General features: G+C 74.7%; 19 protein-coding genes. 7 read left to right on the top strand and 12 right to left on the bottom strand.

What is annotated here, in order from left to right; genetic code table 11:
- Positions 1-15: 15 nt before the first annotated feature.
- The 5 genes from ACGFSH_RS21130 to ACGFSH_RS21150 form a co-directional block, all read right to left on the bottom strand.
- Positions 16-1212, bottom strand: coding sequence for an XdhC family protein (locus ACGFSH_RS21130; RefSeq protein WP_393350758.1), 1197 nt, complete (start codon positions 1210-1212; stop codon positions 16-18).
- Between the two features lie 73 nt (positions 1213-1285).
- On the bottom strand, positions 1286-2743 hold the full coding sequence (locus ACGFSH_RS21135; RefSeq protein WP_393350761.1) for an NCS2 family permease: 1458 nt from the start codon (positions 2741-2743) through the stop codon (positions 1286-1288).
- Positions 2744-2897: 154 nt separating this feature from the next.
- Positions 2898-5315, bottom strand: coding sequence for a xanthine dehydrogenase family protein molybdopterin-binding subunit (locus ACGFSH_RS21140; RefSeq protein WP_393350763.1), 2418 nt, complete (start codon positions 5313-5315; stop codon positions 2898-2900).
- Between the two features lie 2 nt (positions 5316-5317).
- Positions 5318-5923 carry a (2Fe-2S)-binding protein gene (locus tag ACGFSH_RS21145; protein ID WP_393350765.1) on the bottom strand — a complete coding sequence of 202 codons (606 nt, stop codon included), beginning with the start codon at positions 5921-5923 and terminating at the stop codon, positions 5318-5320.
- A complete protein-coding gene (locus ACGFSH_RS21150; protein ID WP_393350767.1) occupies positions 5923-6813 on the bottom strand; it encodes an FAD binding domain-containing protein in 891 nt (296 codons plus the stop codon). The genes ACGFSH_RS21145 and ACGFSH_RS21150 overlap by 1 nt, the downstream gene beginning before the upstream one ends.
- 386 nt (positions 6814-7199) lie before the next feature.
- On the opposite strand from ACGFSH_RS21150, the gene ACGFSH_RS21155 reads away from it, so the two are divergent.
- Together ACGFSH_RS21155 and ACGFSH_RS21160 are read left to right on the top strand one after the other, a co-directional pair.
- Complete coding sequence (locus tag ACGFSH_RS21155) at positions 7200-8945, top strand: PucR family transcriptional regulator (RefSeq protein WP_393350769.1); 1746 nt, start codon at positions 7200-7202, stop codon at positions 8943-8945.
- A 173-nt stretch (positions 8946-9118) separates the two neighbouring features.
- Positions 9119-9904 (top strand): hypothetical protein, encoded by a 786-nt coding sequence (locus ACGFSH_RS21160; protein WP_393350772.1) that lies wholly within the window; start codon positions 9119-9121, stop codon positions 9902-9904.
- A gap of 115 nt (positions 9905-10019) precedes the next feature.
- Here the strand turns inward: ACGFSH_RS21160 and ACGFSH_RS21165 are convergent, their stop codons facing one another.
- On the bottom strand, positions 10020-10949 hold the full coding sequence (locus tag ACGFSH_RS21165) for a GntR family transcriptional regulator (protein WP_393350775.1): 930 nt from the start codon (positions 10947-10949) through the stop codon (positions 10020-10022).
- Between the two features lie 201 nt (positions 10950-11150).
- On the opposite strand from ACGFSH_RS21165, the gene ACGFSH_RS21170 reads away from it, so the two are divergent.
- Complete coding sequence (locus ACGFSH_RS21170) at positions 11151-12065, top strand: (2Fe-2S)-binding protein (RefSeq protein ID WP_393350777.1); 915 nt, start codon at positions 11151-11153, stop codon at positions 12063-12065.
- A gap of 324 nt (positions 12066-12389) precedes the next feature.
- A complete protein-coding gene (locus ACGFSH_RS21175) occupies positions 12390-13442 on the top strand; it encodes a DUF2637 domain-containing protein (protein WP_393350779.1) in 1053 nt (350 codons plus the stop codon).
- 104 nt (positions 13443-13546) lie between these two features.
- Here the strand turns inward: ACGFSH_RS21175 and ACGFSH_RS21180 are convergent, their stop codons facing one another.
- The 3 genes from ACGFSH_RS21180 to ACGFSH_RS21190 all read right to left on the bottom strand — a co-directional run bounded on the left by ACGFSH_RS21180 (position 13547) and on the right by ACGFSH_RS21190 (position 16375).
- Positions 13547-14044, bottom strand: coding sequence for an ATP-binding protein (locus ACGFSH_RS21180; RefSeq protein WP_393350899.1), 498 nt, complete (start codon positions 14042-14044; stop codon positions 13547-13549).
- 932 nt (positions 14045-14976) lie between these two features.
- Positions 14977-15504 carry a hypothetical protein gene (locus tag ACGFSH_RS21185; protein WP_393350782.1) on the bottom strand — a complete coding sequence of 176 codons (528 nt, stop codon included), beginning with the start codon at positions 15502-15504 and terminating at the stop codon, positions 14977-14979.
- Between the two features lie 226 nt (positions 15505-15730).
- Complete coding sequence (locus tag ACGFSH_RS21190) at positions 15731-16375, bottom strand: hypothetical protein (RefSeq protein ID WP_393350784.1); 645 nt, start codon at positions 16373-16375, stop codon at positions 15731-15733.
- A gap of 197 nt (positions 16376-16572) precedes the next feature.
- Here ACGFSH_RS21190 and ACGFSH_RS21195 point away from each other — a divergent pair, with 197 nt between their 5' ends.
- Positions 16573-18117: a helix-turn-helix domain-containing protein gene (locus ACGFSH_RS21195; protein WP_393350786.1), complete on the top strand. Its 1545-nt coding sequence runs from the start codon at positions 16573-16575 to the stop codon at positions 18115-18117.
- Positions 18118-18171: 54 nt separating this feature from the next.
- Here ACGFSH_RS21195 and ACGFSH_RS21200 read toward each other — a convergent pair whose 3' ends face one another.
- Together ACGFSH_RS21200 and ACGFSH_RS21205 are read right to left on the bottom strand one after the other, a co-directional pair.
- On the bottom strand, positions 18172-19914 hold the full coding sequence (locus tag ACGFSH_RS21200) for a pyruvate dehydrogenase (RefSeq protein WP_393350788.1): 1743 nt from the start codon (positions 19912-19914) through the stop codon (positions 18172-18174).
- Positions 19915-19976: 62 nt separating this feature from the next.
- Complete coding sequence (locus tag ACGFSH_RS21205; protein WP_393350790.1) at positions 19977-22046, bottom strand: protein phosphatase 2C domain-containing protein; 2070 nt, start codon at positions 22044-22046, stop codon at positions 19977-19979.
- Positions 22047-22533: 487 nt separating this feature from the next.
- On the opposite strand from ACGFSH_RS21205, the gene ACGFSH_RS21210 reads away from it, so the two are divergent.
- Positions 22534-23517 carry a helix-turn-helix domain-containing protein gene (locus tag ACGFSH_RS21210; protein WP_393350792.1) on the top strand — a complete coding sequence of 328 codons (984 nt, stop codon included), beginning with the start codon at positions 22534-22536 and terminating at the stop codon, positions 23515-23517.
- An 84-nt stretch (positions 23518-23601) separates the two neighbouring features.
- Positions 23602-24084 (top strand): DUF456 domain-containing protein, encoded by a 483-nt coding sequence (locus tag ACGFSH_RS21215; protein WP_393350793.1) that lies wholly within the window; start codon positions 23602-23604, stop codon positions 24082-24084.
- A gap of 44 nt (positions 24085-24128) precedes the next feature.
- Here ACGFSH_RS21215 and ACGFSH_RS21220 read toward each other — a convergent pair whose 3' ends face one another.
- Complete coding sequence (locus ACGFSH_RS21220) at positions 24129-24605, bottom strand: methylated-DNA--[protein]-cysteine S-methyltransferase (protein WP_393350902.1); 477 nt, start codon at positions 24603-24605, stop codon at positions 24129-24131.
- Positions 24606-24764: the final 159 nt, after the last annotated feature.

The following is a 24764-nucleotide window of genomic DNA, read 5'->3' on the forward strand; positions in this document are numbered from 1 at the left end:
TCCGTGGGGCCGCCCTCAGGCGACCGAGCCGATGCGGCCGGCCGGGCGGGCCGTCGTGTCGTGATGGATCGGGGTGTGCGCGCCGGCGAGGGACGCTCCGCTGCCGCCGCGCCGGTCGGCGACGATCTGCGCGGCGATCGACAGGGCCGTCTCCTCCGGGGTGCGCGCGCCGAGGTCGAGGCCGATGGGGGACCGCAGGCGCGCCAGTTCCAGGTCGGTGACGCCGACTTCGCGCAGGCGCCGGTTGCGGTCCAGGTGGGTGCGGCGCGATCCCATGGCGCCGACGTAGGCGACCGGCAGCCGCAGCGCCAGCCGCAGCAGCGGGACGTCGAACTTCGCGTCGTGGGTGAGGACGCACAGCACCGTGCGCGCGTCCACCCGCGTGCGCTCCAGGTACTCGTGCGGCCACTCGACGACGATCTCGTCGGCCTCGGGGAAGCGGGCGGCGGTGGCGAAGACCGGGCGCGCGTCGCACACCGTGACGTGGTGGCCCAGGAACTTGCCGACGCGCACGAGCGCCCCCGCGAAGTCGATCGCGCCGAACACGATCATCCGAGGCGGCGGCACGGACGACTCGACCAGGACGGTGAGCGGGGCGCCGCAGCGTGAGCCCTGCTCGCCGATCTCCAGCGTGCCGGTGCGGCCGGCGTCGAGGAACGCCCGCGCCTCGGCCGCGACGGTGCGGTCCAGTTCGGGGTGGGCGCCGAAGCCGCCCTGCCAGGCGCTTGCCGTGAAGGCCGCGCCCGCGGGCGGAGCGTCGTCGTGGGCGTCGTCCGCGCGGACGAGCAGGGCGCGGCCCACCAGGCCGGGCGGACCGCTCACCACGCGGGCCAGCGCCGCCGCCGTGCCGGACGCCGCGGCCCCGAGGGCGGCCGCGATCACCGGGCGGGCCGGATCGGCGGCGCGTACCGGGGTGACGAGGACGTCGATGACTCCGCCGCAGGTGAGTCCTACGGCGAAGGCGTCGTCGTCGCTGTAGCCGAACCGCTCCAGGACCGGCTCCCCGTCCTGGAGCGCCTGCCGGCACAGTTCGTAGACCGCGCCCTCCACACAGCCGCCGGAGACCGAGCCGATCGCCGTGCCGTCGGCGTCCACCGCGAGGGCGGCGCCGGGCCGGCGGGGCGCGCTGCCGCCGACGGCCACGACGGTGGCGACGGCGAAGTCACGGCCCTGCGCGGCCCACCGGTCGAGTTCCTCGGCGATGTCCAGCATGTCTCGGTCTCCTTGAACGCGGTCGTGCGGAGGACGGGTACCCCCGCCGGGCGGGGGCAAGAGCGGGCGACTTCTAGTGCACGCCCAGCCAGGCCTCGATGGGGTGCAGGCAGAAGTAGACGAGGAAGATCACCGCAAGGCCCCACATGAAGGCCCCGATCTCGCGCGCCCTGCCCTGTGCCGCCTTGATGGCGACGTAGGAGATGACTCCGGCGGCGACGCCGGTGGTGATGGTGTAGGTGAACGGCATCAGCACGACCGTCAGGAACACCGGGACGGCGGTCGCCCGGTCCGCCCAGTCGACGTGCCGGGCGTTCATCAGCATCATCGCGCCGATGACGACGAGGGCGGCGGAGGCCACCTCCTGCGGGACGATCGCGGTGAGCGGGGTGAAGAACAGACACGCCGCGAAGAAGGTTCCGGTGACGACCGAGGCGAGGCCGGTGCGCGCGCCCTCGCCGACGCCCGTCGCCGATTCGATGAACACGGTCTGGCCCGAGCCGCCCGCCACACCGCCGATCGCCCCGCCGGCGCCGTCGATGAACAGCGCCTTGGACAGGCCCGGCATGCGGCCCTTGGCGTCGGCGAGCCCCGCTTCGGTGCCGACGCCGATGATGGTGGCCATCGCGTCGAAGAACCCGGCGAGGACGAGTGTGAAGACGATCATGCCGACGGTCATGGCGCCGACCCGGCCCCAGCCGCCGAACTCCACATGTCCGAAGAGCGAGAAGTCCGGCATCGAGACGGCGCTGCCGTGCAGTTCGGGGGCGCCGCCCGCCCACTGGCGGGGGTCGACGACCCCGGCCGCGTTGAGGATCGCCGCGACGACCGTGCCGGCGACGATGCCGATGAGGATGGCGCCGGGGACGTTGCGGGCCTGGAGCATGAAGATCAGCAGCAGGGTGCCCGCGAACAGCAGCACCGGCCAGCCCGCGAGTTCGCCCGCGGGGCCGAGGGTGACCGGGGTCGCTTTGCCCTGGTGCACGAACCCGGACTTGTAGAAACCGATGAGCGCGATGAACAGGCCGATGCCCATGGTGATGCCGTGCTTGAGGGCTAGCGGGATCGCGTTCATGATCATCTCGCGCAGGCCGGTGACGACCAGCAGCATGATGACGACGCCGTACATCACGCACATGCCCATCGCCTGCGGCCAGGTCATCTGGGGCGCGACCTGCGAGGACAGCACTCCGGAGACGGACAGGCCGGCGGCGAGGGCGAGCGGCACCTTGCCGAAGAAGCCCATCAGCAACGTGGTGAAGGCGGCGGCGAACGCGGTCGCGGTGATCAGGGCGTTCTGGCCGAGGGTGTCGCCGGCCGCGTCCTTGCCGGACAGGATCAAAGGGTTGAGCAGCAGGATGTACGCCATCGCCATGAAGGTGGTGACGCCGCCGCGCACTTCGCGGGCGACCGTGGAGCCCCGCCCGGATATGTGGAAGTACCGGTCGAGCCAGGACCGTCCGGCCGGGACGCGGGAGCCGTCGCCCGCGTCGTCGGCTGTGGTCCTCGGCTCCAGTGACTGCTGGGTCATGGGCCATCTCCCAAGGTTCAAAGGGACACCCGCGTGGCGTCCGCGCCGGGTGCGGGATTTGGGAATGGACGACCCGGGGGACGGCCCGAGACGAACAAGGTGGACCGGGGGCGCGAGGCCCCCGGGGAACTGCTGGTCGTGGCCCCGGGAGGGGTCACGTTCCGGTCAGGTGCTCCGGACGTACGGGCGTGCGGTCGAGCTCCAGCCCGGTCGCGTTCCGGATCGCCGCGAGGACGGCCGGGGTCGACGACAGGGTGGGGGCCTCGCCGATGCCACGGAGCCCGTAGGGGGCGTGGTCGTCGGCGAGTTCGAGCACGTCGACCGGGATGGTCGGCGTGTCGAGAATCGTGGGGATCAGGTAGTCGGTGAAGGAGGGGTTCCTGACCTTCGCCGTCTTCGGGTCGACGATGATCTCCTCCATGACGGCGACGCCCAGGCCCTGGGTCGTGCCGCCCTGGATCTGGCCGATGACGGACAGCGGGTTCAGCGCCTTGCCGACGTCCTGGGCGCAGGCCAGCTCGATGACCTTGACCAGTCCCAGTTCGGTGTCGACCTCGACGACCGCGCGGTGCGCGGCGAAGGAGTACTGGACGTGCCCGTTGCCCTGCCCGGTGCGCAGGTCGAACGGCTCGGTCGGCCGGTGCCGCCACTCCGCCTCGACCTCCACGGCCTCGTCCCCGAGCACGTCGACGAGGTCGGCCAGGACCTCGCCGCCGTCGGTGACGACCTTGCCGCCCTCCAGGAGGAGTTCGGCGGTGGCCCAGGCGGGGTGGTGGGAGCCGAACCTGCGGCGGCCGATCTCCAGGACCTTCTCCCGCACCAGCTCGCAGGAGTTCTTCACGGCGCCGCCGGTGACGTAGGTCTGGCGGGAGGCCGAGGTCGAGCCGGCGCTGCCGACCGCGGTGTCGGCGGGCTGGATGGTCACCTGGGCGACGCCCAGTTCGGTGCGGGCGATCTGCGCGTGGACGGTGACGCCCCCCTGGCCGACCTCCGCCATGGCCGTGTGGACGGTCGCGACGGGCTCCCCGGCGACGACCTCCATGCGGACCCTGGCGGTGGAGTAGTCGTCGAAGCCCTCGGAGAAGCCGACGTTCTTGATGCCGACCGCGTAGCCCACCCCGCGTACGACTCCCTCGCCGTGCGTGGTGTTGGACAGGCCGCCGGGCAGCTGCCGTACGTCCGCGCCCTCGCTGCTCTCCCACTGGCGCTCGGGCGGCATGGGCATCGCCTTGACGCGGCGCAGGAGTTCGGCGACCGGCGCCGGGGAGTCGACCCGCTGCCCGGTGGGCAGGAGGGCGCCCTGTTCCATGGCGTTGCGCTGCCGGAACTCCACCGGGTCCAGGCCGAGTTCCTTCGCGACCTTGTCCATCTGCGCCTCGTAGGCGAAGCACGCCTGAACCGCGCCGAAGCCGCGCATCGCGCCGCAGGGCGGGTTGTTGGTGTAGAGGGCGATGGCCTCGACGTCCACGTCGTCGACGACGTAGGGGCCGATGCCGAGCGAGGAGGCGTTGCCGACGACCGCGGGCGACGCGGAGGCGTAGGCGCCGCCGTCGAGCACGATGCGGCACCTGACGTGGGTCAGCCTGCCGTCGCGGGTGGCGCCGTGCTCGTAGTACAGCTTGGCCGGGTGGCGGTGCACATGGCCGAAGAAGGACTCGAAGCGGTTGTAGACGATCTTGACGGGTTTTCCGGTGCGCAGGGCGAGCAGACAGGCGTGGATCTGCATGGACAGGTCCTCGCGGCCGCCGAACGCGCCGCCCACGCCGGCCAGCGTCATGCGCACCTTGCTCTCGGGCAGGCCGAGGACGGGGGCGATCTGACGCAGGTCGGAGTGCAGCCACTGGGTGGCGACGTAGAGGTGGACGCCGCCGTCCTCCTCGGGCACCGCGAGGCCGGACTCCGGGCCGAGGAAGGCCTGGTCCTGCATGCCGAAGGTGTACTCGCCCCGGACGACGACGTCGGCGCGCCGGGCCGCCGCGTCCGCGTCGCCGCGCACGATGGGCTGGCGGTGGACGATGTTGGGGTGCGGGACGTGGCCGATGTGGTGGTCGTCGCGGTTCTCGTGGATCAGGATCGCGTCCGGCGCGGTCGCGGAGGCCTCGTCGGTGATGACGGGCAGTTCCCGGTACTCCACCTTGATCTTGGCGGCGGCGCGGCGGGCGGTCTCCGGATGGTCGGCGGCGACGATCGCCACCGGCTCGCCGTGGTGGCGCACCTTGCCGTGCGCCAGGACGGGGGTGTCCTGGATCTCCAGGCCGTAGTTGCGCACCTCGGTCGGCAGGTCGTCGTACGTCATGACGGCGTAGACGCCCGGGGTGGCCAGGGCCTCGGAGGTGTCGAGGGAGACGATCTCGGCGTGCGCGACGGTGGAGCGCAGGATCTGGCCCCAGAGCATGTCCTCGTGCCACAGGTCGGACGAGTAGGCGAACTCTCCGGTGACCTTGAGGGTGCCGTCGGGGCGCAGCGTGGACTCCCCGATGCCGCCCCTGGTCGGGGAGCCCTGGGTGACCTCGACAGGGGTGCCGAGGGGGGCGCCGCCGGTTCGGGCGGGGCCGCGGGTGGGTGAGGGCATCGTCAGACCGCCTCTCCCTGCCGGGCGGCCGCCAGGCGGACCGCGTCCATGATCTTCTCGTAGCCGGTGCAGCGGCACAGGTTGCCGGAGAGCGCCTCGCGGATGTCCGCGTCGGTCGGGTTCGGGTGGTGTTCGAGCAGTTCGTCGGCGGCCACCAGGAGGCCGGGGGTGCAGAAGCCGCACTGGACGGCGCCTGCGTCGATGAACGCCTGCTGGATCGGGGCGAGTTCGCCGCCCTCGCCGGCCTGGGAGTCGGCGCCCCGGGCCTGCCACGCGCGCGCCTCGTCGAGCGAGGTGCCCGGCGCGGCCGGGGCGTCGCCGCGGGAGCCGGTCGCGCGGTCGTCGCGTTCGGCGCGCCTGCGGGCGTGGTCGGCGAGGCCTTCCACGGTCACGACGTCGCGGCCCTCGGCCTGGCCCGCGGCGACCAGGCAGGAACAGACCGGCACGCCGTCCAGACGGACCGTGCACGAGCCGCATTCGCCCTGCTCGCAGGCGTTCTTCGAGCCCGGGAGTCCGAGCCGTTCGCGCAGCACGTACAGCAGGCTCTCGCCCTCCCATACGTCGTCGGCTTCCTGCGGGCGTCCGTTGACGGTGAAGTTGACGCGCATCACGCGGCTCCCTTCGAGGCGCGGCGGGCGCCGCGGTACGACTCCCAGGTCCAGGTGAGCGTCCGGCGGGCCATGACGCCGACCGCGTGGCGGCGGTAGCTCGCGGTGCCGCGGACGTCGTCGATCGGGTTGCAGGCGGCGGCGCACAGGTCGGCGAACTGCTTGGCGACCGAGGGGGTGATGATCTTCCCGTTGTCCCAGAAGCCGCCCTCCTCGAGGGCCGCCCCGAGGAATTCCTCGGCGGTCGCGGCCCGGACGGGGGTGGGGGCGGCGGAGCCGATGCCGGTGCGCACGGTGCGGGTGTCGGGGTGCAGGGCGAGGCCGAAGGCGCAGACGGCGATGACCATGGCGTTGCGGGTGCCGACCTTGGAGTACTGCTGGGGGCCGTCGGCCTTCTTGACGTGGACGGCGCGGATCAGCTCGTCGGGGGCGAGCGCGTTGCGCTTGACGCCGGTGTAGAAGGCGTCGATCGGGATCCGGCGCGAGCCGCGCACCGACTCGGCCTCGACCTCGGCGCCGGCGGCGAGCAGGGCCGGGTGGGCGTCGCCCGCCGGGGAGGCGGTGCCGAGGTTGCCGCCGACGCCGCCGCGGTTGCGGATCTGCGGGGAGGCCACGGTGTGCGAGGCGAGCGCGAGGCCGGGCAGCTCGGCGCGCAGGTGCTCCATGATCCGGGAGTACGGGACGGAGGCCCCGAGCCGCACGCTGTCCTCGCCGACCTCCCACTCGTACAGGTCGCCGACGCGGTTCAGGTCGAGCAGGTACTCGGGCCTGCGGTGGTCGAAGTTGATCTCGACCATCACGTCGGTGCCACCCGCAATCGGCACAGCCGTGGGATGCGCTGCCTTCGCGGCGAGCGCCTCCTCCCAGCTGGCGGGGCGAAGGAAGTCCATGACCGGCTCTCTTCTTCGTCTCGTGAGTCTCGTGAGTCGTCTCTATCGAGCCAGAATCGGGTGCGGCGGGCCCGGCTCGTTCATGTGCTGTTCACGCGGAGTGGGGCCAGTACACAGCGGCTTGCTCCGACCGGGTCAGTCACGGAAACCATGAAGGAGTTGGCTGGTCCCTTCGGGCATCTTGTAGATTCGTATGAACGGGGGCCTTCCGTGACCTCCTGGTTTTCCTGCGGAAACACGGACGACGGCCCGGCGATCGAAGAACGCGGTTTCTGACGTCCCGCCGCGGCGGCCCGGGCTCCGGGGCGGGACCGGCGGCGGGCCTTCTCCCGTCGCGTCCCTCAGGATTCATCGTAGATTTCGAGACAGAGAACGGCGGCGACGAGATGCGGCTGCGCGCACTTCTGGACACCGATGCGCTGGGCCTCGGGCTCCTCGGCGGCGAGGACGAGCTGGACCGCACGGTGCGCGGGGTCATGACCACCGACCTGCGGGACCCCAGCCGCTACCTCTCCGGGGGCGAGCTGGTGCTGACGGGCCTGGCCTGGCGGCGGGACGCGGCGGACTCCGAGCCTTTCGTACGGATCCTGGTGCAGGCCGGCGTGGCCGCGCTCGCGGCCGGCGAGGCCGAGCTGGGCGACGTCCCGGAGGACCTGGTCGCGGCCTGCGCCCGGCACCGTCTGCCGCTGTTCGCGGTGCACGAGTCGGTGGCCTTCGCGACGATCACCGAGCACGTCGTGCGGCAGGTGTCCGGCGAGCGCGCCGGCGACCTCGCGGCCGTCGTCGACCGGCACCGCAGGATGATGACCTCGGGCCCGGCCGGCGGCGGCCCGGACGTGGTCCTGGACCTGCTCGGCTCCGACCTGGACCTGCGCGCCTGGGTCCTGTCCCCCACCGGGCGGCTCATCGCCGGCCCGAAGACGGCGGGTCCGGGCCTCGCGGCCGAGGTGTGCGCCAAGCTCGCGGCGGAGCAGCTGGCCGCCGTCCGCACCGGCCGGCGCGGCCCGCACCGGGTGATCGTGGGGCAGACGACGTTCTCCCTGTTCCCGATCCGCTCCAGCGGCGGCCGCCCGCCGCACACCCCCCGGGTCCCCCCGTCCCCGCAGCCGTCGCGGACCGCGCACGGTCCGGGGGCGGCGGGCGCGCCCGGTGCGCGGGACGTGCGCGAGAGCGTGCTGTCGGACTGGCTCCTGGCCGTCGAGGCGGACGCCGGCGACTGGGCGGACGAGCGCCTCGACCTGCTCCAGGGCGTCACGCAGCTCATCGCCGTCGAACGCGACCGCCGGGACGCGGCGCGCACGGTGCGCCGCCGTCTCGCGCAGGAGGTGCTGGAGCTGGTCCAGACGGGAGCGGCCCCGGCGGAGATCGCGGCCCGGCTGCGGGTCGCCGCGCCGGTGCTGCTGCCGGGGCTGGGGGCCGCGCCGCACTGGCAGGTGGTGGTGGCCCGGGTGGAGTGGGAGAACGGCGCCGCGGAGGCCGGCCCGGTCGCCCAGTCGCTGCTGGAGGAGATCCTCGTCGACCCCGGGGCCACCGGTCCCGAGCCGTCCGACCGCATCGCCGTCGCCCATACGGGTGACGAGGCCATCGCCCTCGTCCCCCTGCCGGCCATGCCCGCCGAGCACGAGGGCGGCGAGACCGGCGTCCTCGCCGACGCGCTGCTGGCCACCGTGCGGGAGCCGCTGTCGGCGGGACTCGACGGCGACGGGCGGCTCACCCTGGGCGTCAGCGCGGCCGTGCACTCCGCCGAGGGGCTGCGGGGGGCGCTGGAGGAGGCACGGCACGCGCGCCGGGTGGCCGCCGCCCGTCCCGGCCGGGTCTGCGCGGCGGGGCACCAGGAGCTGGCCTCGCACGTCCTGCTGCTGCCGTTCGTCCCCGACGACGTGCGCCGGGCGTTCACCGCCCGCCTCCTGGACCCCCTGCGCGACTACGACCGGCGCCACCGCGCCGAACTGATCCCGACCCTGGAGGCGTTCCTCGACTGCGACGGCTCGTGGACCCGCTGCGCCTCCCGTCTGCACCTGCACGTCAACACGCTGCGCTACCGGGTCGGGCGGATCGAGCAGTTGACGAGCCGTGACCTGTCGCGCCTGGAGGACAAGTTGGACTTCTTCCTGGCCCTGCGCATGAGCTGACGACGCCCGGCCCCCGGTCGCCGCCCCTCGCCGGCGACTCGGCGCGCACCTGGGAGGACACCGAGTCCCACGACTTTGTGAAATCCTTCACCCGCCCCCTTGGCCCGGTACCTCGATCCGTGCTGAGATGCGGCCACCACTCATAGCTCGACGGCGCGCTCGGGGAGGGCAACGTGGCGCATTCCGCCATGTCTGGTACCGGAACGACCTCAGGTGACGATCCCCTCCAGACCGCGGTATGGCGGCTGCGCTCGCGGGCCTGCTGGGCCGACGCGGCGGCCCTTGTCCCACCCGGCACGGCCGCGGGCGCGATGCAGCGGGCCGCGCTGCTGGTGGAGCGGTGCCTGTACACCGAGCAGGGCTGGCAGGACGCCGAGGACGCGCTGCGCACGGCGGAGGCCCTGGCCCACGACGACGAGGAGCGCGGCGCGGCCGCCTGTGAACGCGGGCAGCTCGCCTACGCCGCCACGCTGCACGGGGTGCGCGACCGGGCGGACGAGGCGCGGGCCGCGCTGGGCCGGGCGGCGGCGCTGATCCCGCCGGATGCGACGGGCCGGGCGCTGCTGGACTTCCGGCGGGGCCTGGTCGCGGAGAACATCTCGCGTTCCCCACAGGCCGCGAAGGCCGCGTACCGGCGCGCCCACACGGCGGCCGCCCTGCACTCGGACTCCCTGCTGCTGTCCTTCACCTGGCGTCACCTCGCCGGCCTCGCCCTGCGCGACGGCGAGATCGCCGAAGCCCGCCACGGCTTCGCCGAATCCCTGCGCATCCGCGAGGAGTTGGGCTATCTCGTCGGCACCGCTCCGGCGCTCGTCTCGCTCGCGGACGCGGAGGTGGAACCGGAGGCGTCACGGCTGCGGGAGGAGGCGCGGCGGCTGTTCCGGCTGCTGGGCGGCGTGCCGACCTGGCTGGCCCGCCAGCTGGCCCCGCCGGCCGCACCGAGCCCGTCGGGCGTGTGAGGATCCCGGCCCGGCCCGACGGCGGCATCCGCACCGCCGGCCGCACAGCCGCCCGCACGGCAGCATGCGGCCGCGAGGAGCGGCGGACGTTGCGCGCGGGACGGGGGCGGGCCGGTCAGCCGGCCGAGCCCGCGCAGTGGTCCCGGGTCAGTTTCTGCACCACGTCCAGCTCGCCCGCCGTCAGCGCCTCCAGCAGGGACAGGTGCTCGGCCGCGTCGGCGACGAGGTCGGCCCGTCCGCGCCGCGCGGGCGCGCCGGCCAGCGGCCACTGCGACCGCCGGTGCAGATCGTCGGCGACCGCGACCAGCTGCTCGTTGCCGGAGAGGGCGAGCAGCGCGCGGTGGAAGCGCCGGTCGGCCTCCGCGTAGGTGGCAGGGCATCCGGAGGCCGCCGCACGCACGCCGGCCTCGGCGAGGGGCCGCAGCTCCGTCCACCGCTCACCGGGCACCGTACGGGCGAGCCGCAGCATCACGGGCACCTCGATCAGCGCCCGCACCTCGGCCAGCTCGGCCAGCTCACGGGCGCCGCGCACGACCACCCGGAACCCGCGGTTGGGGACGACCTCGACGGCGCCCTCCAGCGCGAGCTGCTGCATCGCCTCGCGCACGGGGGTCGCGGAGACGCCGAAGCGTTCGCCGAGGACCGGGGCGGAGTACACCTCGCCCGGCAGCAGTTCGCCCGTGACGAGCGCGGTGCGCAGGGCGTCGAGGATCTGACCGCGCACCGACGCCCGCTGGATCACGGGGCGGGAAGGCGCCGGAGCCGCTCCCGCCCGCGCGAGACCGGGAGCGGGGGACGCGGACGGAGCGGGGGGCCCGCAGGACGCCGAAGGGGAAAGAGGAGACGGAGCGGGGGCCTCGCCGTGCGTGTGCTCGCCGCGCGCCGCGTCCGTCGGCCCGCACCGCTCGCGGTCCGCGCCCTCGCCGTATCCGCCGCTGAACGGGGACGGACCGGGGCGCGCCTGCGCCGGCACCCGGGGGCGGCCGCCGCCGTCGGGCACGGCCGGGGTCTCCAGACCGGTGGAGCCCTGTGTGCTCCGCTCCACGAGGCCTCCTCCGGCGTTGTCGGTACTTGGGGTCATTACGACGGGTTGTTACTCGTCCGTCAAGCACCTTAGGCGTACCCGGCGTCTCGGGGGAAAACGGGGGTTCTCCACCGGCCGGGGCACGGGGGCGGCCGGACCGCAGGGACGGGAGCAGGTAAGGTAAGGCTAACCTGTTGAAGCTCCCGGAACGGCGGTACCGGCATGCCCCCAGCCCCGTCGGCCACGGCTCCGTCGGCCGCCCTCCCGCCGTCCGCCGCTCCACCGGCCGCCGCCCCGTCCGTCACCGCGGAGGCCTACGCCCGTCTGACGCGGGTGCTGCCGAGCCTGACGGTCAGGGAGCCGGCGCCCGCGGAGCCCTTGCCCCGGGGCGGCGGATGGGTCACGGCGGCCGCCCTGGCCGAGGGCGGCGCGGCCGTGGAGACCTTCCTGGCCTGGGACGACGCCCAGGTCGTCCGCGACCACGGCCGCAGGGCGCGCCCCGACGTGGTGGCCGGCTTCGGGCTGCACCGCTACGCCTGGCCCGCCTGTCTGCTGATCACCGTGCCGTGGTTCCTGCACCGGCGGGTCCCCCGGCTCCTCGTGACGGACGTCTCGTACGACCGCAGCGGGGGCGGCATGCGGATGGCCGTCCGCCCGCCCTCCTCCTTCGCGTGCCTGCCGGGCGACCCGGCGGCCCGCACGCCCGGCGCCCGGGTGGTCCCGGACGAGGAGGCGCTGCGCGCGGAGGTCCGGGCGGCGGTGGCCGAGCACCTCGAGCCGCTGCTCGCGGCCTTCGGCCCGCGCGCCCGGCGGCGCGGCCGGGCCCTGTGGGGCATGGTCACGGACGAGGTCGTCGAGGGGCTCTGGTACGTCGGCGGGCTGTTCGGCGACGACGAGGGTGAGCGGGCGCGTCGGGAGCTGGAGCTGCTGCTCCCGGGGGCCACCCGTCCCTACGTCGGCTCGGCGGCCTTCCGCGAGCTGACCGGCCCCGACGGCGAGCCCCTGCCCACCCGGGACCGGGCGAGCTGCTGCATGTTCTACACCGTGCGCCCGGAGGACACCTGCGTCTCCTGCCCGCGCACCTGCGACGCAGACCGCGTCGCCAGGCTCACCGCCACTGCTTCCGCGGCGAGTTGACGTCGCCTCAGCCGCCGCCGAAGGCGACCCCCGGAGCGAAGGCGCGCCGCACGTCCCGTAAGATCACCCGAACGAGACTCCCGTACGGTCACAGGCGATTCACATATTCCTCACGCGTCACGGGAACTTTCCGTGGAACCACCCTTACGGGTAGTCTTATTCGAACTCAACTCCCGCCCCTCAAGCGGCAGTTCGAGCAGAACGTCGCCCTGGGCATCCCCTTGCACCTCCTTGGCGGCCTCTTGCCCCGAAACCCCCTGAGGCACGGCGGGATTGGGCCACTATGGCGGGCGTTACGCCCTATCCCAATGCAAGGGACCCCAGATGAGACTTACCGACATATCGCTGAACTGGCTGCTTCCGGGCGCCGTACTGCTCCTGGGCATGCTGGCGGCGGTTGCGGTGCTCGCGCGCGGCAAGCGCTCCTCCGGGGCGAGCGCGAGCGCGGACGACTCGTGGGAGCGCACCGAGGAGCGCCGCAGGCGCAAGGAAGCCATATACGGGACCGCTTCCTACGTCCTCCTGTTCTGCTGTGCGGCCGTGGCCGCCGCCCTCTCCTTCCACGGCCTGGTCGGTTTCGGCCAGCAGAATCTCGGCCTCACCAACGGCTGGGAGTACCTGGTGCCGTTCGGCCTGGACGGCGCGGCGATGTTCTGCTCCGTCCTCGCGGTGCGCGAGGCCAGCCACGGCGACGCGGCTCTCGGCTCCCGGATACTCGTATGGACGTTCGCCGGTGCGGCGGCCTGGTTCAACTGGGTGCACGCGCCCCGCGGCCTGGGCCACGACGGCGCCCCGCAGTTCTTCTCCGGCATGTCCCTCTCCGCGGCCGTGCTCTTCGACCGGGCCCTGAAGCAGACCCGCCGGGCGGCCCTGCGCGAACAGGGTCTCGTGCCCCGTCCGCTGCCGCAGATCCGCGTCGTGCGCTGGGTCCGCGCCCCCCGCGAGACCTACAAGGCCTGGTCGCTGATGCTGCTCGAGGGCGTGCGCAGCCTGGACGAGGCCGTCGAGGAGGTCCGCGAGGACAAGGCCCGCAAGGAGGAGACCAAGCTGCGCCGTCGCGAGCAGCAGCGGGTCGAGCGGGCGCAGTTGAAGGCGATCAGCCGCGGCCACGGCCGCTTCCCCGGCCGCGGCGGCGGCCGTCAGGTCGAGGCCCAGGCCGCGCTGGAGCGGGCCACGGCCGAGCGTGTCCCCGCGGAGCCTGCCATAGCGAACTCGGCCGAGCAGCTGCCCGTTCGGTCACGGCCCTCCCTCCAGCCCGTCCGCCACGGCTCCGAATCGACGACGGTCGACCTCACCGCGGAGGACGACACGATGGCGCTTCCGCGCCTCGACTCCCTGGAGCGCAAGCTCAAGGACCTGGAGCAGCAGTTCGGCTGACGACCGGACGGGAATGACGGGAAGGGGGCGCGACCACCACGGTCGCGCCCCCTTCCCGTGCCGCGTGCGGTGCGCCGACCCACGCTCCGGTGGGTCCGGTCCGCTCACGCGGCTCCGGCGCCCAGTTCGAACCAGACGACCTTTCCGCCGCCCTGGGCCCGGACGCCCCAGGTGTCCGCGAGGGACTCGACGAGCACCAGACCCCGCCCGTGCGTCCCCTCGTCGGGGGCCGGCGCGCTCGGCCGGGGCCGGCGGGCGACGCAGTCCCGCACCTCGACCCGCAGACCGGCCGACGAGACGGTGGCCGTCAGGAGCGCGTCGTCGTCCGTGTGCACCAGCGCGTTCGTGACGAGTTCGCTGGTCAGCAGTTCCGCCGTCTCGGACCGGCCGGGCTTGCCCCACCCCCGCAGCAGCTCCCGCAGCGCCCGGCGCGCCTCGGGCACCGCCCGCAGGTCCGCCCGGCCGAGCCGGCGATTGAGCTGCGCCGCGCGATCCCGGTCCGCCGCGTCCCCGGCGGCGTCGTCCCCGGTCTCCCCCGGCTCTCCGGTCGCCGAGCCGTCCACGACCGTCGTCGCGCCGCTTCCCCGTGCCTGCCTCTCCATGACCCCCGCCCGCGTGCCGATGTCGGTTTCCCCCTGCTCGAACACGTTCACGGGGATCCTTGCCCGGTCGGCACCGCGCCAGTCATGTGGAATCGTCAACGACCGGCTGTTCGGCCATGTTCGGACGCGCCGCCGAGGGCGTCCGCACGGCGCGGGGCGGGACGACAGCGTTGTCCGGAGCTTGGCGGAGCCGCCCGCGCGAGCGCCGCACCCGGGTTCCGGCGCGCGGGAGCGGGGCGAGGCACGGACCTCTGCGGCCGATGCGCCGCCGGGAGCGGCGGGCGCGCACGGGGCCGCGTGACGGTCGCCCGACGCGGCCTCGGCGGACGGCCGGGCGCGCGGGCCGGCCCGCCGCCGTCCGCGCCCGACGCCGGGAGGGAGGGCGAAAGCCCTGGTCGAGGCACTGGCCGAGGCACCGGTTCCCGTTGACTCGACGGCGGCGTGCGGGACGGCCCCGGCGACGGGCGGACGCGGCCGCCGGGCGCGGAGCCGCCGAGGGCTCACCAGGGCGGCCGGTCCGTGAGCAGGCCGCACGACGGCGCGGGCAGGCCCCCGGAAGGCGTGCACCGGCGCGGAGCGCTCCCGGCGTTCACCTCCCGCGCGAGCCGAGGTGAGCCGGGGCGCCGGCCCGTCCGGCACGGCCTCCCGCCTGGCCGTTTCGCGCCCCTGTCGCGTGCGTGTCCGGGTGGCCGGGGACCGCCGGGGGTCGTGCCGGCTGCGGGCGCGGGCCTACCGACCTGGTCGTAGACGCGGCGCGCAAGCGGCGATCGCCGGAAGCCGGACACGCACACGACAGGGGATCCGCGGGCCGGCGTCCGGGACGTGCCCGGCCCGCCGGCCCGCGGATCCCCTTCGGGTTCCGGCGCCCCGGTCCCCCGGTCCACGAGGTTGGCCTGAACTCTTCGGTGACCCCGCGACCCCCGAGGCGGCGGTCAGCTGCCCGCGACGCCCTTCGTGCCGATGTGGAAGATCTTGTGGCTCTCGCGGTTCACGTCCACGATCAGCTTCGTGGTGGTGTTCCTGCTCCAGGTGAGGGTGACGACGGCCTCCGTGTGCCCGGTGGCGCCGTTGTCGGTGACCTTCCAGGCGAGCGGGACGTTCTGGGCCCGCAGGACACCGTTGGCGTGGTTGGCCTCCTCCCAGGCGTTCAGCTCCTTCTGGAGGGCCGGCGTCAGGTAGTGCGCGCGCAGCGCGTCCGCGAGGTCGCCGCCGCCCTCGTCGGTCACCGCGTCGATGTAGGCGCCGTAGAAGTCGGCGACGCGGGTGATGTCGTCCGACGACTTGCCGCTGACGCTGCGCGGGCCGCCGGCGGACGCCTGCGCCGTCACGCCGAGCCCGAGGACCAGCGCGAGGCCGGCGGCGACCGCGGTACGGCGGGTGGCGCGCAGACGCGCGGTGCTCTTGACGGCCGTGCCGGTCTCGGTGGCGCCGGTCGTGCTGTTGATGACGTCGTTCGTCATGTCCGTGTTCCCCGTGTCTCTCATGTGGTCGAGCGGTGATCGGTCGAGTGGTGATCGGTGGTTCGGCCGTGCGGTGGTCGTGCCGGTTGCGGCGGGGCCGCCGCCTCTCCCGACCCCCGTGGCGGGAGGGGCGGCGGCCCGCTCTTCTCGGCGGTCTCGTCACGCACGGTTCGTGCGTCGCGTCCCCGTCGGCGTGGGCGGCCGGCCGCGCCCGTGCTCCAAAACGTCAGCGGAGCCTGTCGACGGCGGTGACGGTCGTCTTCCTGAACGCCTTGACCGGGGCGTCGGCGAAGTCGCCCATCTGGCGCCAGTCCACGACCGTCACCCTGGTGCCGTCCCGGCCGACGGAGATGAGCCGGATGTCGCTCGCGCCCGAGGACGTCTCGGTGTGCAGGCCGTAGACGTGGGCGCCCTCCTCGACGTCCAGGCGTCCGTAGTCCCTGAGCGTGGCCTCGACCTCCGGGTCGGCCCGCTCGATCCGCCGGGCGCAGGACCGGATGTCCTGGTCGACCCGCGCGTACCGCCCCTTGGCCGCGGCGACGCTCGGCGTCCGGACGGCGATCTGACGGGCGCTCGTGTCGAGGTCGGTCCGGAAGTCGCGGTACCAGGAGCGGGAGCCGTCGCCCAGCGCCCTGCCGAGGCACAGGTCCAGCTCCACGTCGGGCGCTGCGCCGGCGGTGATCCGGCCGGCGGTCCAGGGGGCGCCGGGGCGGACGGGGAGGTCCGGGGCGGAGAGGAAGCCGGGCCGCTGGGAGGCGGGCCCGTTCGCCGCCGGGGCGGGCGAGGCGCCGAACGCGGTGCCCGCGGCCGTCAGTGCGGTGAGCCCGCCGAGCGTGGTGATCATCATGGCGGTTCGAAAGCGCTTGGGCATGGGTGTCCCCCGTGAGTGAGTGCCGGGTGAGTGCCGGGTGGCTGCATGAGTGCGGGTCGGCGCCGAGGGGCCGGCCGGTCGGTTCCGGCCCGGTCGGTGCGACACCAAGAGCATCGGCGGTTCCCCCGCCGGGCTGCAACGGTCTGCGCCCGATCGGCGGCGGTGGAACCATCCCAGGCCATCTGACGTGCAGGTATATGAGTGCCTGGGATGACCGCCCGGGCCGGACGAGCGCGGGGGACCCGGTGTCGACCGACGACTGTGTGAGCGATGTGACGGAGTTCGCGGCACTGCTGACGGAACTGAAGGGGCGCACCGAGCGCAGCTACGGCTCGCTCGCCCGTCGCGTGGGCATGAACACCTCGACGCTGCACCGCTACTGCGCGGGGGAAGCGGTTCCCCAGGACTTCGCCCCGGTCGAACGGCTCGCCGAGTTCTGCGGGGCGACGCCCGAGGAACGCCTCGAACTGCACCGGCGGTGGCTCCGGCTGGCGGCGGCGCGACAACGCCCCCGGAGCACGACGGCCGCGGCGTCACCGCACCGGGCGGAGGCACCGGGGCAAGCCCCGGACGCCCGGCACAGGTCGCCGGACCCGCACGACCCGCACAACCCGGACGACCCGGACGACCCGCACGACCCGAACGACCCGGATCACGCGCAGGACCCGTCCGACGCAGCCGAGCGGGATGAAGCACCGGCGGCGGGCGGGGTCCGGGAAACACGGGCGGCGTGGGAGGCGCGGGAAACGCGGGATCCGGCCCCGGGGCGGGCGCCCGCGCGCCCTTGGTACCGCCGCCGCCGTACCGCTGTCCTCGCCGGCGCCGCGTGCGCGCTCCTCATCACCCTGGGCACGCTGGCCGCACTGCCCGGAGGAGGCGGCGGACACCGCCCTCCCCGAGCCTCGGACGACGCCGTCCGGTCCGCCGCGGTGCCCGTCGTGCCGTCCCCCGGGGCCGCCCCCGCCCGATCCTCCGCACCCGGCCGGGCGAAGACGACCGCCCCCACCGGTTCCGCCGAGCCCTCGCCCTCGCCCTCCCCCGGACGCACCAGGACCTCGCCCGTGACCGAGGCCGCCCCGGCCGGCGGCGGAGCCGCGGCGGTCCCGGCCGCGGGCGTGCCGCTCACCTGGACCGCCGACTCGCAGGTCTGGGCGCAGGGCTGCGGCCATGACTACGTCATCTACAGGCCGCCGGCGCAGGTTCCGCCTCCCCCGATGGCGCAGGACGCCGGGGCCTGGGCGTCGGCGCAGGGCGCCGTGCACGGACGCGAGACCAATGTGGAGATCACGCTCCAGGGACGCGGCTCCGCCGCCGTCGCGCTGACGGCGGTGCGCGTGCGGGTCGCCCGGCGAGCCGCTCCCGCCCCCGGCACCGCGTACGCGATGGACCAGGGCTGCGGCGGCTCGCTGAGCAAGCGCTACTTCGCGGTGGACCTCGACAGCGACCGGCCCGTGGCGCGCTCGGTCGCCGGCGACGACGGGGAGAGGACGATCCCGGCGGTGCGCCTGCCCTACCACGTGTCCGGCAAGGACCCCGAGGTGCTGCTGGTCACGGCACGGACGCAGACGTGCGGCTGCGACTGGTACCTGGAACTCGACTGGTCCTCCGGGGGCCGCACCGGCACGGTCCGCGTCGACGACCACGGCCGTCCGTTCCGCACCACGAGCATCAAGGGGCTGCCCCGCTACTGGTACGCATCGGACGGCGGCGGAGCACGGCGGTGGGTCCCCGCCACCGACTGACCCGCCGGCCCCCACCGGCCCAGCGGCTCACCCGCCGCCGGAGTGGGCCGGTACTCAAGGCCGGGGCATGTGGCGCAGGTTGGAGCGGGCCATCTGGAGCATGCGTCCCACTCCCCCGTCCAGGACGATCTTCGAGGCCGACAGGGCGAAGCCGGTCACCATGTCCGCGCTGATCTTCGGCGGGATGGACAGCGCGTTGGGATCGGTGACGACGTCGACCAGGGCCGGACCCTTGTGCCGGAAGGCGTCCTTCAGCGCGCCGGCCAGCTGCTTGGGCTTCTCGACGCGGACACCGTAGGCGCCGCAGGCGCGCGCGACCGCGGCGAAGTCGGGGTTCTTGTTGGTCGTGCCGTACGAGGGCAGACCGGCGACCAGCATCTCCAACTCGACCATGCCCAGCGAGGAGTTGTTGAACAGCACGACCTTCACCGGCAGGTCGTACTGGACGAGGGTCAGGAAGTCGCCCATGAGCATGGCGAAGCCGCCGTCGCCGGACATCGACACGACCTGGCGGCCGCGGTCGGTGAACTGCGCGCCGATGGCCATGGGCAGGGCGTTCGCCATGGAGCCGTGCGAGAAGGAGCCGATGACCCGGCGGCGGCCGTTGGGGGTGAGGTAGCGCGCGGCCCAGACGTTGCACATGCCGGTGTCGACGGTGAACACGGCGTCGTCGTCCGCGAGTTCGTCGAGGACGGACGCCACGTACTCCGGGTGGACGGGAACGTGCTTGTCGACCTTCCTCGTGTAGGCCTTCACCACCCCCTCCAGCGCGTCGGCGTGCTTCTTCAGCATCCGGTCGAGGAAGCGCCGGTTGTCCTTGGTCCGCACGCGCGGGATGAGACAGCGCAGCGTCTCGCGGACGTCCCCCCAGACGGCGAGGTCCAGTCTGGAGCGGCGGCCGAGGTGTTCGGGCCGCACGTCGACCTGGGCGATCCGCACGTCGTCGGGAAGGAAGGCGCTGTAGGGGAAGTCGGTGCCGAGGAGGATCAGCAGATCGCACTCATGGGTGGCCTCGTAGGCGGCGCCGTAACCGAGGAGACCGCTCATCCCCACGTCGTACTGATTGTCGTACTGGATCCATTCCTTGCCGCGCAGCGCGTGTCCCACCGGGGACTTGATCTTCCCGGCGAACTCCATCACCTCGGCGTGCGCGCCGGCTGTTCCGCTGCCGCAGAACAGGGTGACCTTGCCGGCCGCGTCGATCATCTCGACGAGCGCCTCGATCTCGGCGTCGCCGGGCCGGACGGTGGGGCGGGCGGTGACGAGGGCCGTTTCGACGGCCTTCTCCGGCGCGGGCAGGTCGGCCACGTCGCCGGGCAGGGACACGACGCTGACGCCGCCGCGGCCGACGGCGTTCTGGATCGCGGTGTGCAGCAGCCTCGGCATCTGCTTCGGGTTGGAGACCAGCTCGCTGTAGTGACTGCACTCGCGGAACAGCTGGTCCGGATGGGTCTCCTGGAAGTAGCCCAGGCCGATCTCGCTGGAGGGGATGTGCGAGGCCAGGGCGAGCACCGGGGCCATGGAGCGGTGGGCGTCGTACAGGCCGTTGACGAGGTGGAGGTTGCCCGGCCCGCAGGAGCCCGCGCAGGCGGCGAGCCGCCCGGTGATCTGGGCCTCCGCGCCCGCGGCGAAGGCGGCGCTCTCCTCGTGGCGGACGTGGATCCAGTCGATGCCCCGGTGGCGCCGCACCGCGTCCACGACGGGGTTGAGGCTGTCCCCCACGACGCCGTAGAGGCGCTTGACCCCCGCGCGGGCCAGGATGTCCACGAACTGTTCGGCGACGTTCTGCTTGGCCATGGACCGACGCATCCCTTCGGTTTCCCGGGTCGATGCTCTCCACAGTGGCCGCGGTGGCGCGCTCACGCCTCCCAGACGGCCGCGGCCGTACGGTCGTCGGCGTAACCCTTGACCCTGACCTGGGTGTCGGCGAGGAAGGCGGCGAGGCCGGGCGGGGCCGGGTCCGACCAGCGCTCCGTCAGGTGCGCGGAGAGTTCCGGCTCACCGCGCAGGGGGTCGGCCATGCCGCCGGTGCACATCAGGAGCGTGTCACCCGGGCGGGCTACGGAGGCCCGGAAGCGGAACGGCTCGCGGGGCGGTCCGGGCTCCGGGTCGTACGGGTCGGGCGGTGTGGGGACGCCCAGGTCCATCGTGAGCCGGTCCCCTTCGGGCGTCTCGGCCGGGCGCGACCCGAACCCCACGACCGGATCGCCCGCGACCTCGCTCACCTGCGGTTCGATGTCCCGCCAGACGCCGCCGCGCAGCCGGAACAGTCCGCCGCCGCCCACCCCGAAGAAGACGCGGGTGCGGCATTCGGGGTCGGCGGGCAGCAGCAGACAGCGCAGGGTGGCCGCGTACTCCTCGGGTTCGAGTCCCTGCTCGGCGGCGCCGGCCCGCAGCCGCCCGAGGCTGCGGTCGGTGAGCCGGTGCAGCCCCGACTTCAGATCGCCGCGCCGGGACGCCCTGATGTCCTCGGCGAGCCGGACATGGCTGCGGCCCACGGCGCGTCCGATCCACCGGCACACCTCGGCGGCCGCACGGTGCGCGCCCGGAGTGGCTCTGGCGCCCGTCGCCATCGCGACCAGGACGAGCGCGTGCTCGCCCGTCCCGAAACGGGCGGTGAGCAGCGAGTCCCGGCGCGGCTCCCCCCGGTACCGGGCGGAGTCGCCGCGCACCGACGCGGCGCGCAGCGCCCAGGACCCGTAGCGGGCGCCCTCCAGGACGGTGTCGGCGACCAGGTCGTCCAGCTCGTCCGGATCGGCGGCGGGCAGGGCGGTGGGTTCGGCGTCGTAGGTGGGCGGGCCGGAGCCGACGTGGTCCGTGGCGGCGGGCGGTGCCGGGATCGTGAGGACGGTGGGCGGGTGGCCGGGCGGAGCGGGCTCGGCCTCCGTGTCCGGACCCGGCTCCGGGGACCGGGCGGGGGCGTACGGCGCGGCGCCGGCCGGGGTGAACGAGGGCGACCGCCCGTCGGTGTGGGCGGTGGGGGCCGTCGGGGGCGGCGGGGCATGGGGAGGCACGGGCGGCGGGGCGGCCGGGGGTACCGCGGGGGCGGAGGCCGGCGCCGGGGTGCCGGGAGGCGCCGGTGCACGAGGGTCCGGCGGTGCGTCAGGGGCGGGTGGTACGACGGGGGCGGCGGCGGATCGGGGCCCGGCCGTCCGTGGCGCCTCGGGCGGAGTCTGCGGCGGGGACGGCGGACGGGGTGGAGGCGGCGGCCGGCGGGCGGGGTCCGCCGCGGGTGACGGGGGTGACGGGGGTGGCGACTCGGGCCGCCGGGGGTCCGCGGCCTCCGTCCACGCCGGCGCGTCGCCGTCGTCCGCGGAAGCGGGTGCGGAGGCGGATGCGGAGGCGGATGCGCCGTGGACGTCCCCGTAGCCGTCCCCGTGGAACGGCTGCTCGGCGAAGCCGGGCGGCAGCGGGCCCGGCGGGAAGCCGGTGGGACCGGCCGCCCCGTCCGACGGCGGTTCCGGCCGGAGGCCCCCGCCCACACCGCCCCCACCGCCCTGCCGGTCCGGCCCGCCGACCGGCCCCGCGTCCGGCGGGGCGGGGGCCGCGGGCGGGCCGGTTCTGGGCTGCGGGACGGTGGCCTTCCGCGGCACGGGCGGGGGCGAGGGCGGAGTCGGGGGCGGGCCCTGCGGCGTCCACCAGTCGGCCCGGGCCTCGGCGCCGGACCGTTCGGCGCGCGGCGAGGGCAGCGCACCGGCCGGGCCGGACGCGGGCCTGCCGTCGTCGGCGCCGTCCACCGCATCGCCGGTCGCGTCGCCGGTGGTCCCGTCCGTCGCGTTCGTGGTGCGCACCGCTCCGGCCGCCGAGGCGAAGCGGTCGTCCAGGGAGTCGGCGGCGGGCGCGGGCCCGGTGTCCTCGGTGGCGTCGTCGTACAGCTGCCGCCACCAGTCGTCCTCGCGACCGGTGGGCCTTCCCCCCTGCTGGCTCATGCCGACAATTGTCCACCGCACGGGCCGCGAGAGAACGGGGCATCCGGAAAATCCGCCACGCCACGGGTGTCGAACAGTCTGGCGAGGGCGTCACCGGGCGAGGCGGGTACGGGGCCCGGTGAGGCGCGAGGGGGGTCGCCGGGCGATTCCACCCCCCACGGGAGAACCGCCCGGCGACTGCGGTGACCTGGGCTCGAGTCCCCTGGTGCGCCCCTGCGCGGCAAGAGCCCGGATCACGTCTCGCGGACCCGGAGGCGCGGCGCGGTGGCCGGGCCGCTCCGGGTGTGGACGGCGGATACAAAGCCCCACCCTGGACGATCGATGGATGATCATATGTTTCCGCCGTGGCCACACATTGGCAGAGTGACCGCCGGTACGGCGATGATGTGGGGCGGCGGGTTCGCGCCGTGGCCGTTTCCCGCCACTCACGAAAGGTGAGGAGGCCGGCCGTCGCCGACGGGACCCGGCGAGGAGGGACGCCACCGCGATGCTGGGAGCGATCGGGCTCGACGAGACGCACGAGTCGGCCTACCGGGCCCTCGTGTCGGTGGGCGCGGCGGACGTGCCCGACCTCGCACGGCGGCTGGCGCTGAGCGAGCACGACACGGAGAGCGCGCTGCGCCGCCTGGAGCGGCACGGGCTGGCCGCGCAGTCCTCGGGCCGGCCCGGACGCTGGGTCGCCGCCCCGCCCGGGGTGGCGCTGGGCGCTCTGCTCACCCACCGGCGGCACGAGCTGGACAAGGCGGAGCTGGCGGCGGCACGGCTCGCCGAGGAGTACCGGGCGGCCGCCGCGGAACCGGCGGCGCACGACCTGGTCGAGGTGGTGACGGGCGCCGCCGCCGTCGCCCAGCGCTTCCTTCAGCTCCAGCTCGGGGCGAGCGACGAGGTGTGCGCCCTGGTCACCGGCTCCCCGGTGGCCGTCACCGGCAGCGAGAACGACGCCGAGGAGCTGGCCGCCTCCCGGGGGGTGCGCTACCGGGTCGTGCTGGAGCGGGCGGTCCTCGATCAGCCGGACGGCATGCGGGAGCTGACCACCGCGCTGGCCCGGGGCGAGCAGGTGCGGGTGGTGGACACCGTGCCGACGAAGCTCGTGGTCGCCGACCGTTCGCTCGCCCTGGTGCCGTTGACCGGCCGCTCGGCAGAGCCCGCAGCGCTGGTGGTGCACGCCAGCGGGCTGCTCGAACTGCTGTCGGGACTGTTCGAGTCGGTGTGGCGGGAGGCGCTGCCCCTGCGCCTGGGCTCGGCCGGCGTCGCCGAGCGGGACCCGGGCACGCCCGACGCCGGCGACCTGGAGGTCCTCTCCCTGCTGCTGGCCGGGATGACCGACGCGAGCGTCGCCAAACAGCTCGGCCTGGGGCTGCGGACCGTGCAGCGCCGGGTGAAGGTGCTGATGGAGCTGACCGGCGCGACGACCCGGCTGCAACTGGGCTGGTACGCCCACGAACGCGGCTGGGTGACCCGCGAACGGTGACGCCACCGCCCGCAGGTGTGCGCACGGCCGTTCAGCCGCCCGCCTTGACCTGCGCGTTCTCTCCGGTTCGGGCAGGCTGGGCAGATGGGAGTGTGGGAACTCCTGCTGGTCGCGGTGGTCATCCTGCTCGGCCTGTGCGGAGTGCTGGTGCCCGGCGTCCCTGGATCGTGGCTGGTCTGGGCGGCGGTCCTGTGGTGGGCGCTGGACGACCCGCGCCCGGTCTCCTGGTTCGTCCTGGTCGGGGCGACCGTGACGCTCCTCGTGTCCCAGGCGGTGCGCTGGGCCCTTCCCCCGCGCCGGCTGCGCGCGAGCGGCGCGACCCCGCGGATGGCGGCCTACGCGGGAGCCGGCGCGTTCGTCGGCTTCCTCCTGCTTCCCGTGCTCGGCGCGATCCCCGGCTTCATGGGCGGCGTCTACCTCTCCGAACGCCTGCGCCTGGGCCGTCGCGGCGAGGCCCGCGCGGCCCTGCGCACGGCGATGCGCTCCGGCGGCTGGAGCGTGCTGGCCGAGCTGTACGCCTGCCTGCTGATCGCGGGAGCCTGGCTGGGCGCGCAACTGTGGGGCTGACGACGACGGGCGGCGGCCCGGCGACCGGCCGGGCGGCCTTGTCGTCACACCGGTGGCGCCGGGAGCACCCCTTCGAGGGTCAGCAGCCGGATCTTGCGGTCCAGGCCGCCCGCGTAACCGGTCAGTGTGCCGTCGGCGCCGATGACCCGGTGGCAGGGCCGCAGGATCAGCAGCGGGTTCGCCCCCACGGCGCCGCCGACCGCGCGTACCGCCATGCGGGAGGTCCCGACCCGCGCGGCGACCTCGCCGTACGTCGTGGTCGCCCCGTAGGGGACCGAGTCCAGGGCGGCCCAGACGAGCTCGCGGAACGCGGTGCCGTCGCTGCGCAGCGGCAGCGTGAACTCCTTGAGGTCGGCGGCGAAGTAGGCGTCGAGCTGCTCCCTCGCGGACCGGAAGGGCCCGGGGTCGTGCCGCCAGTCCGCCAGGACGCTGCGCCCGCGCTTCTGCCCGGGCACGGAGAGCGAGGTCAGCGCGCCGTCGGCGTCGGCGGTCAGCAGCAGCGTGCCGAGCGGGCTCTCCACCCGCGTCCAGTACGCCGTCGGGTCCGCCGCCCGCTCCCGGGGCCGCGCCCGCTCCGGCGTCCTCGGCCGCTCCTCCGTCTCCGCCCGCGGGTCCGGGCTCGGTTCCGTCGGGCCGGTGGGGTCCGTCCGCTCCCGCGGTCCCGGCGGTTCGGCCGGGTG

This window comes from Streptomyces sp. NPDC048481 (assembly GCF_043200075.1).
In the GTDB taxonomy this organism is placed as follows: Bacteria; Actinomycetota; Actinomycetes; order Streptomycetales; family Streptomycetaceae; genus Streptomyces.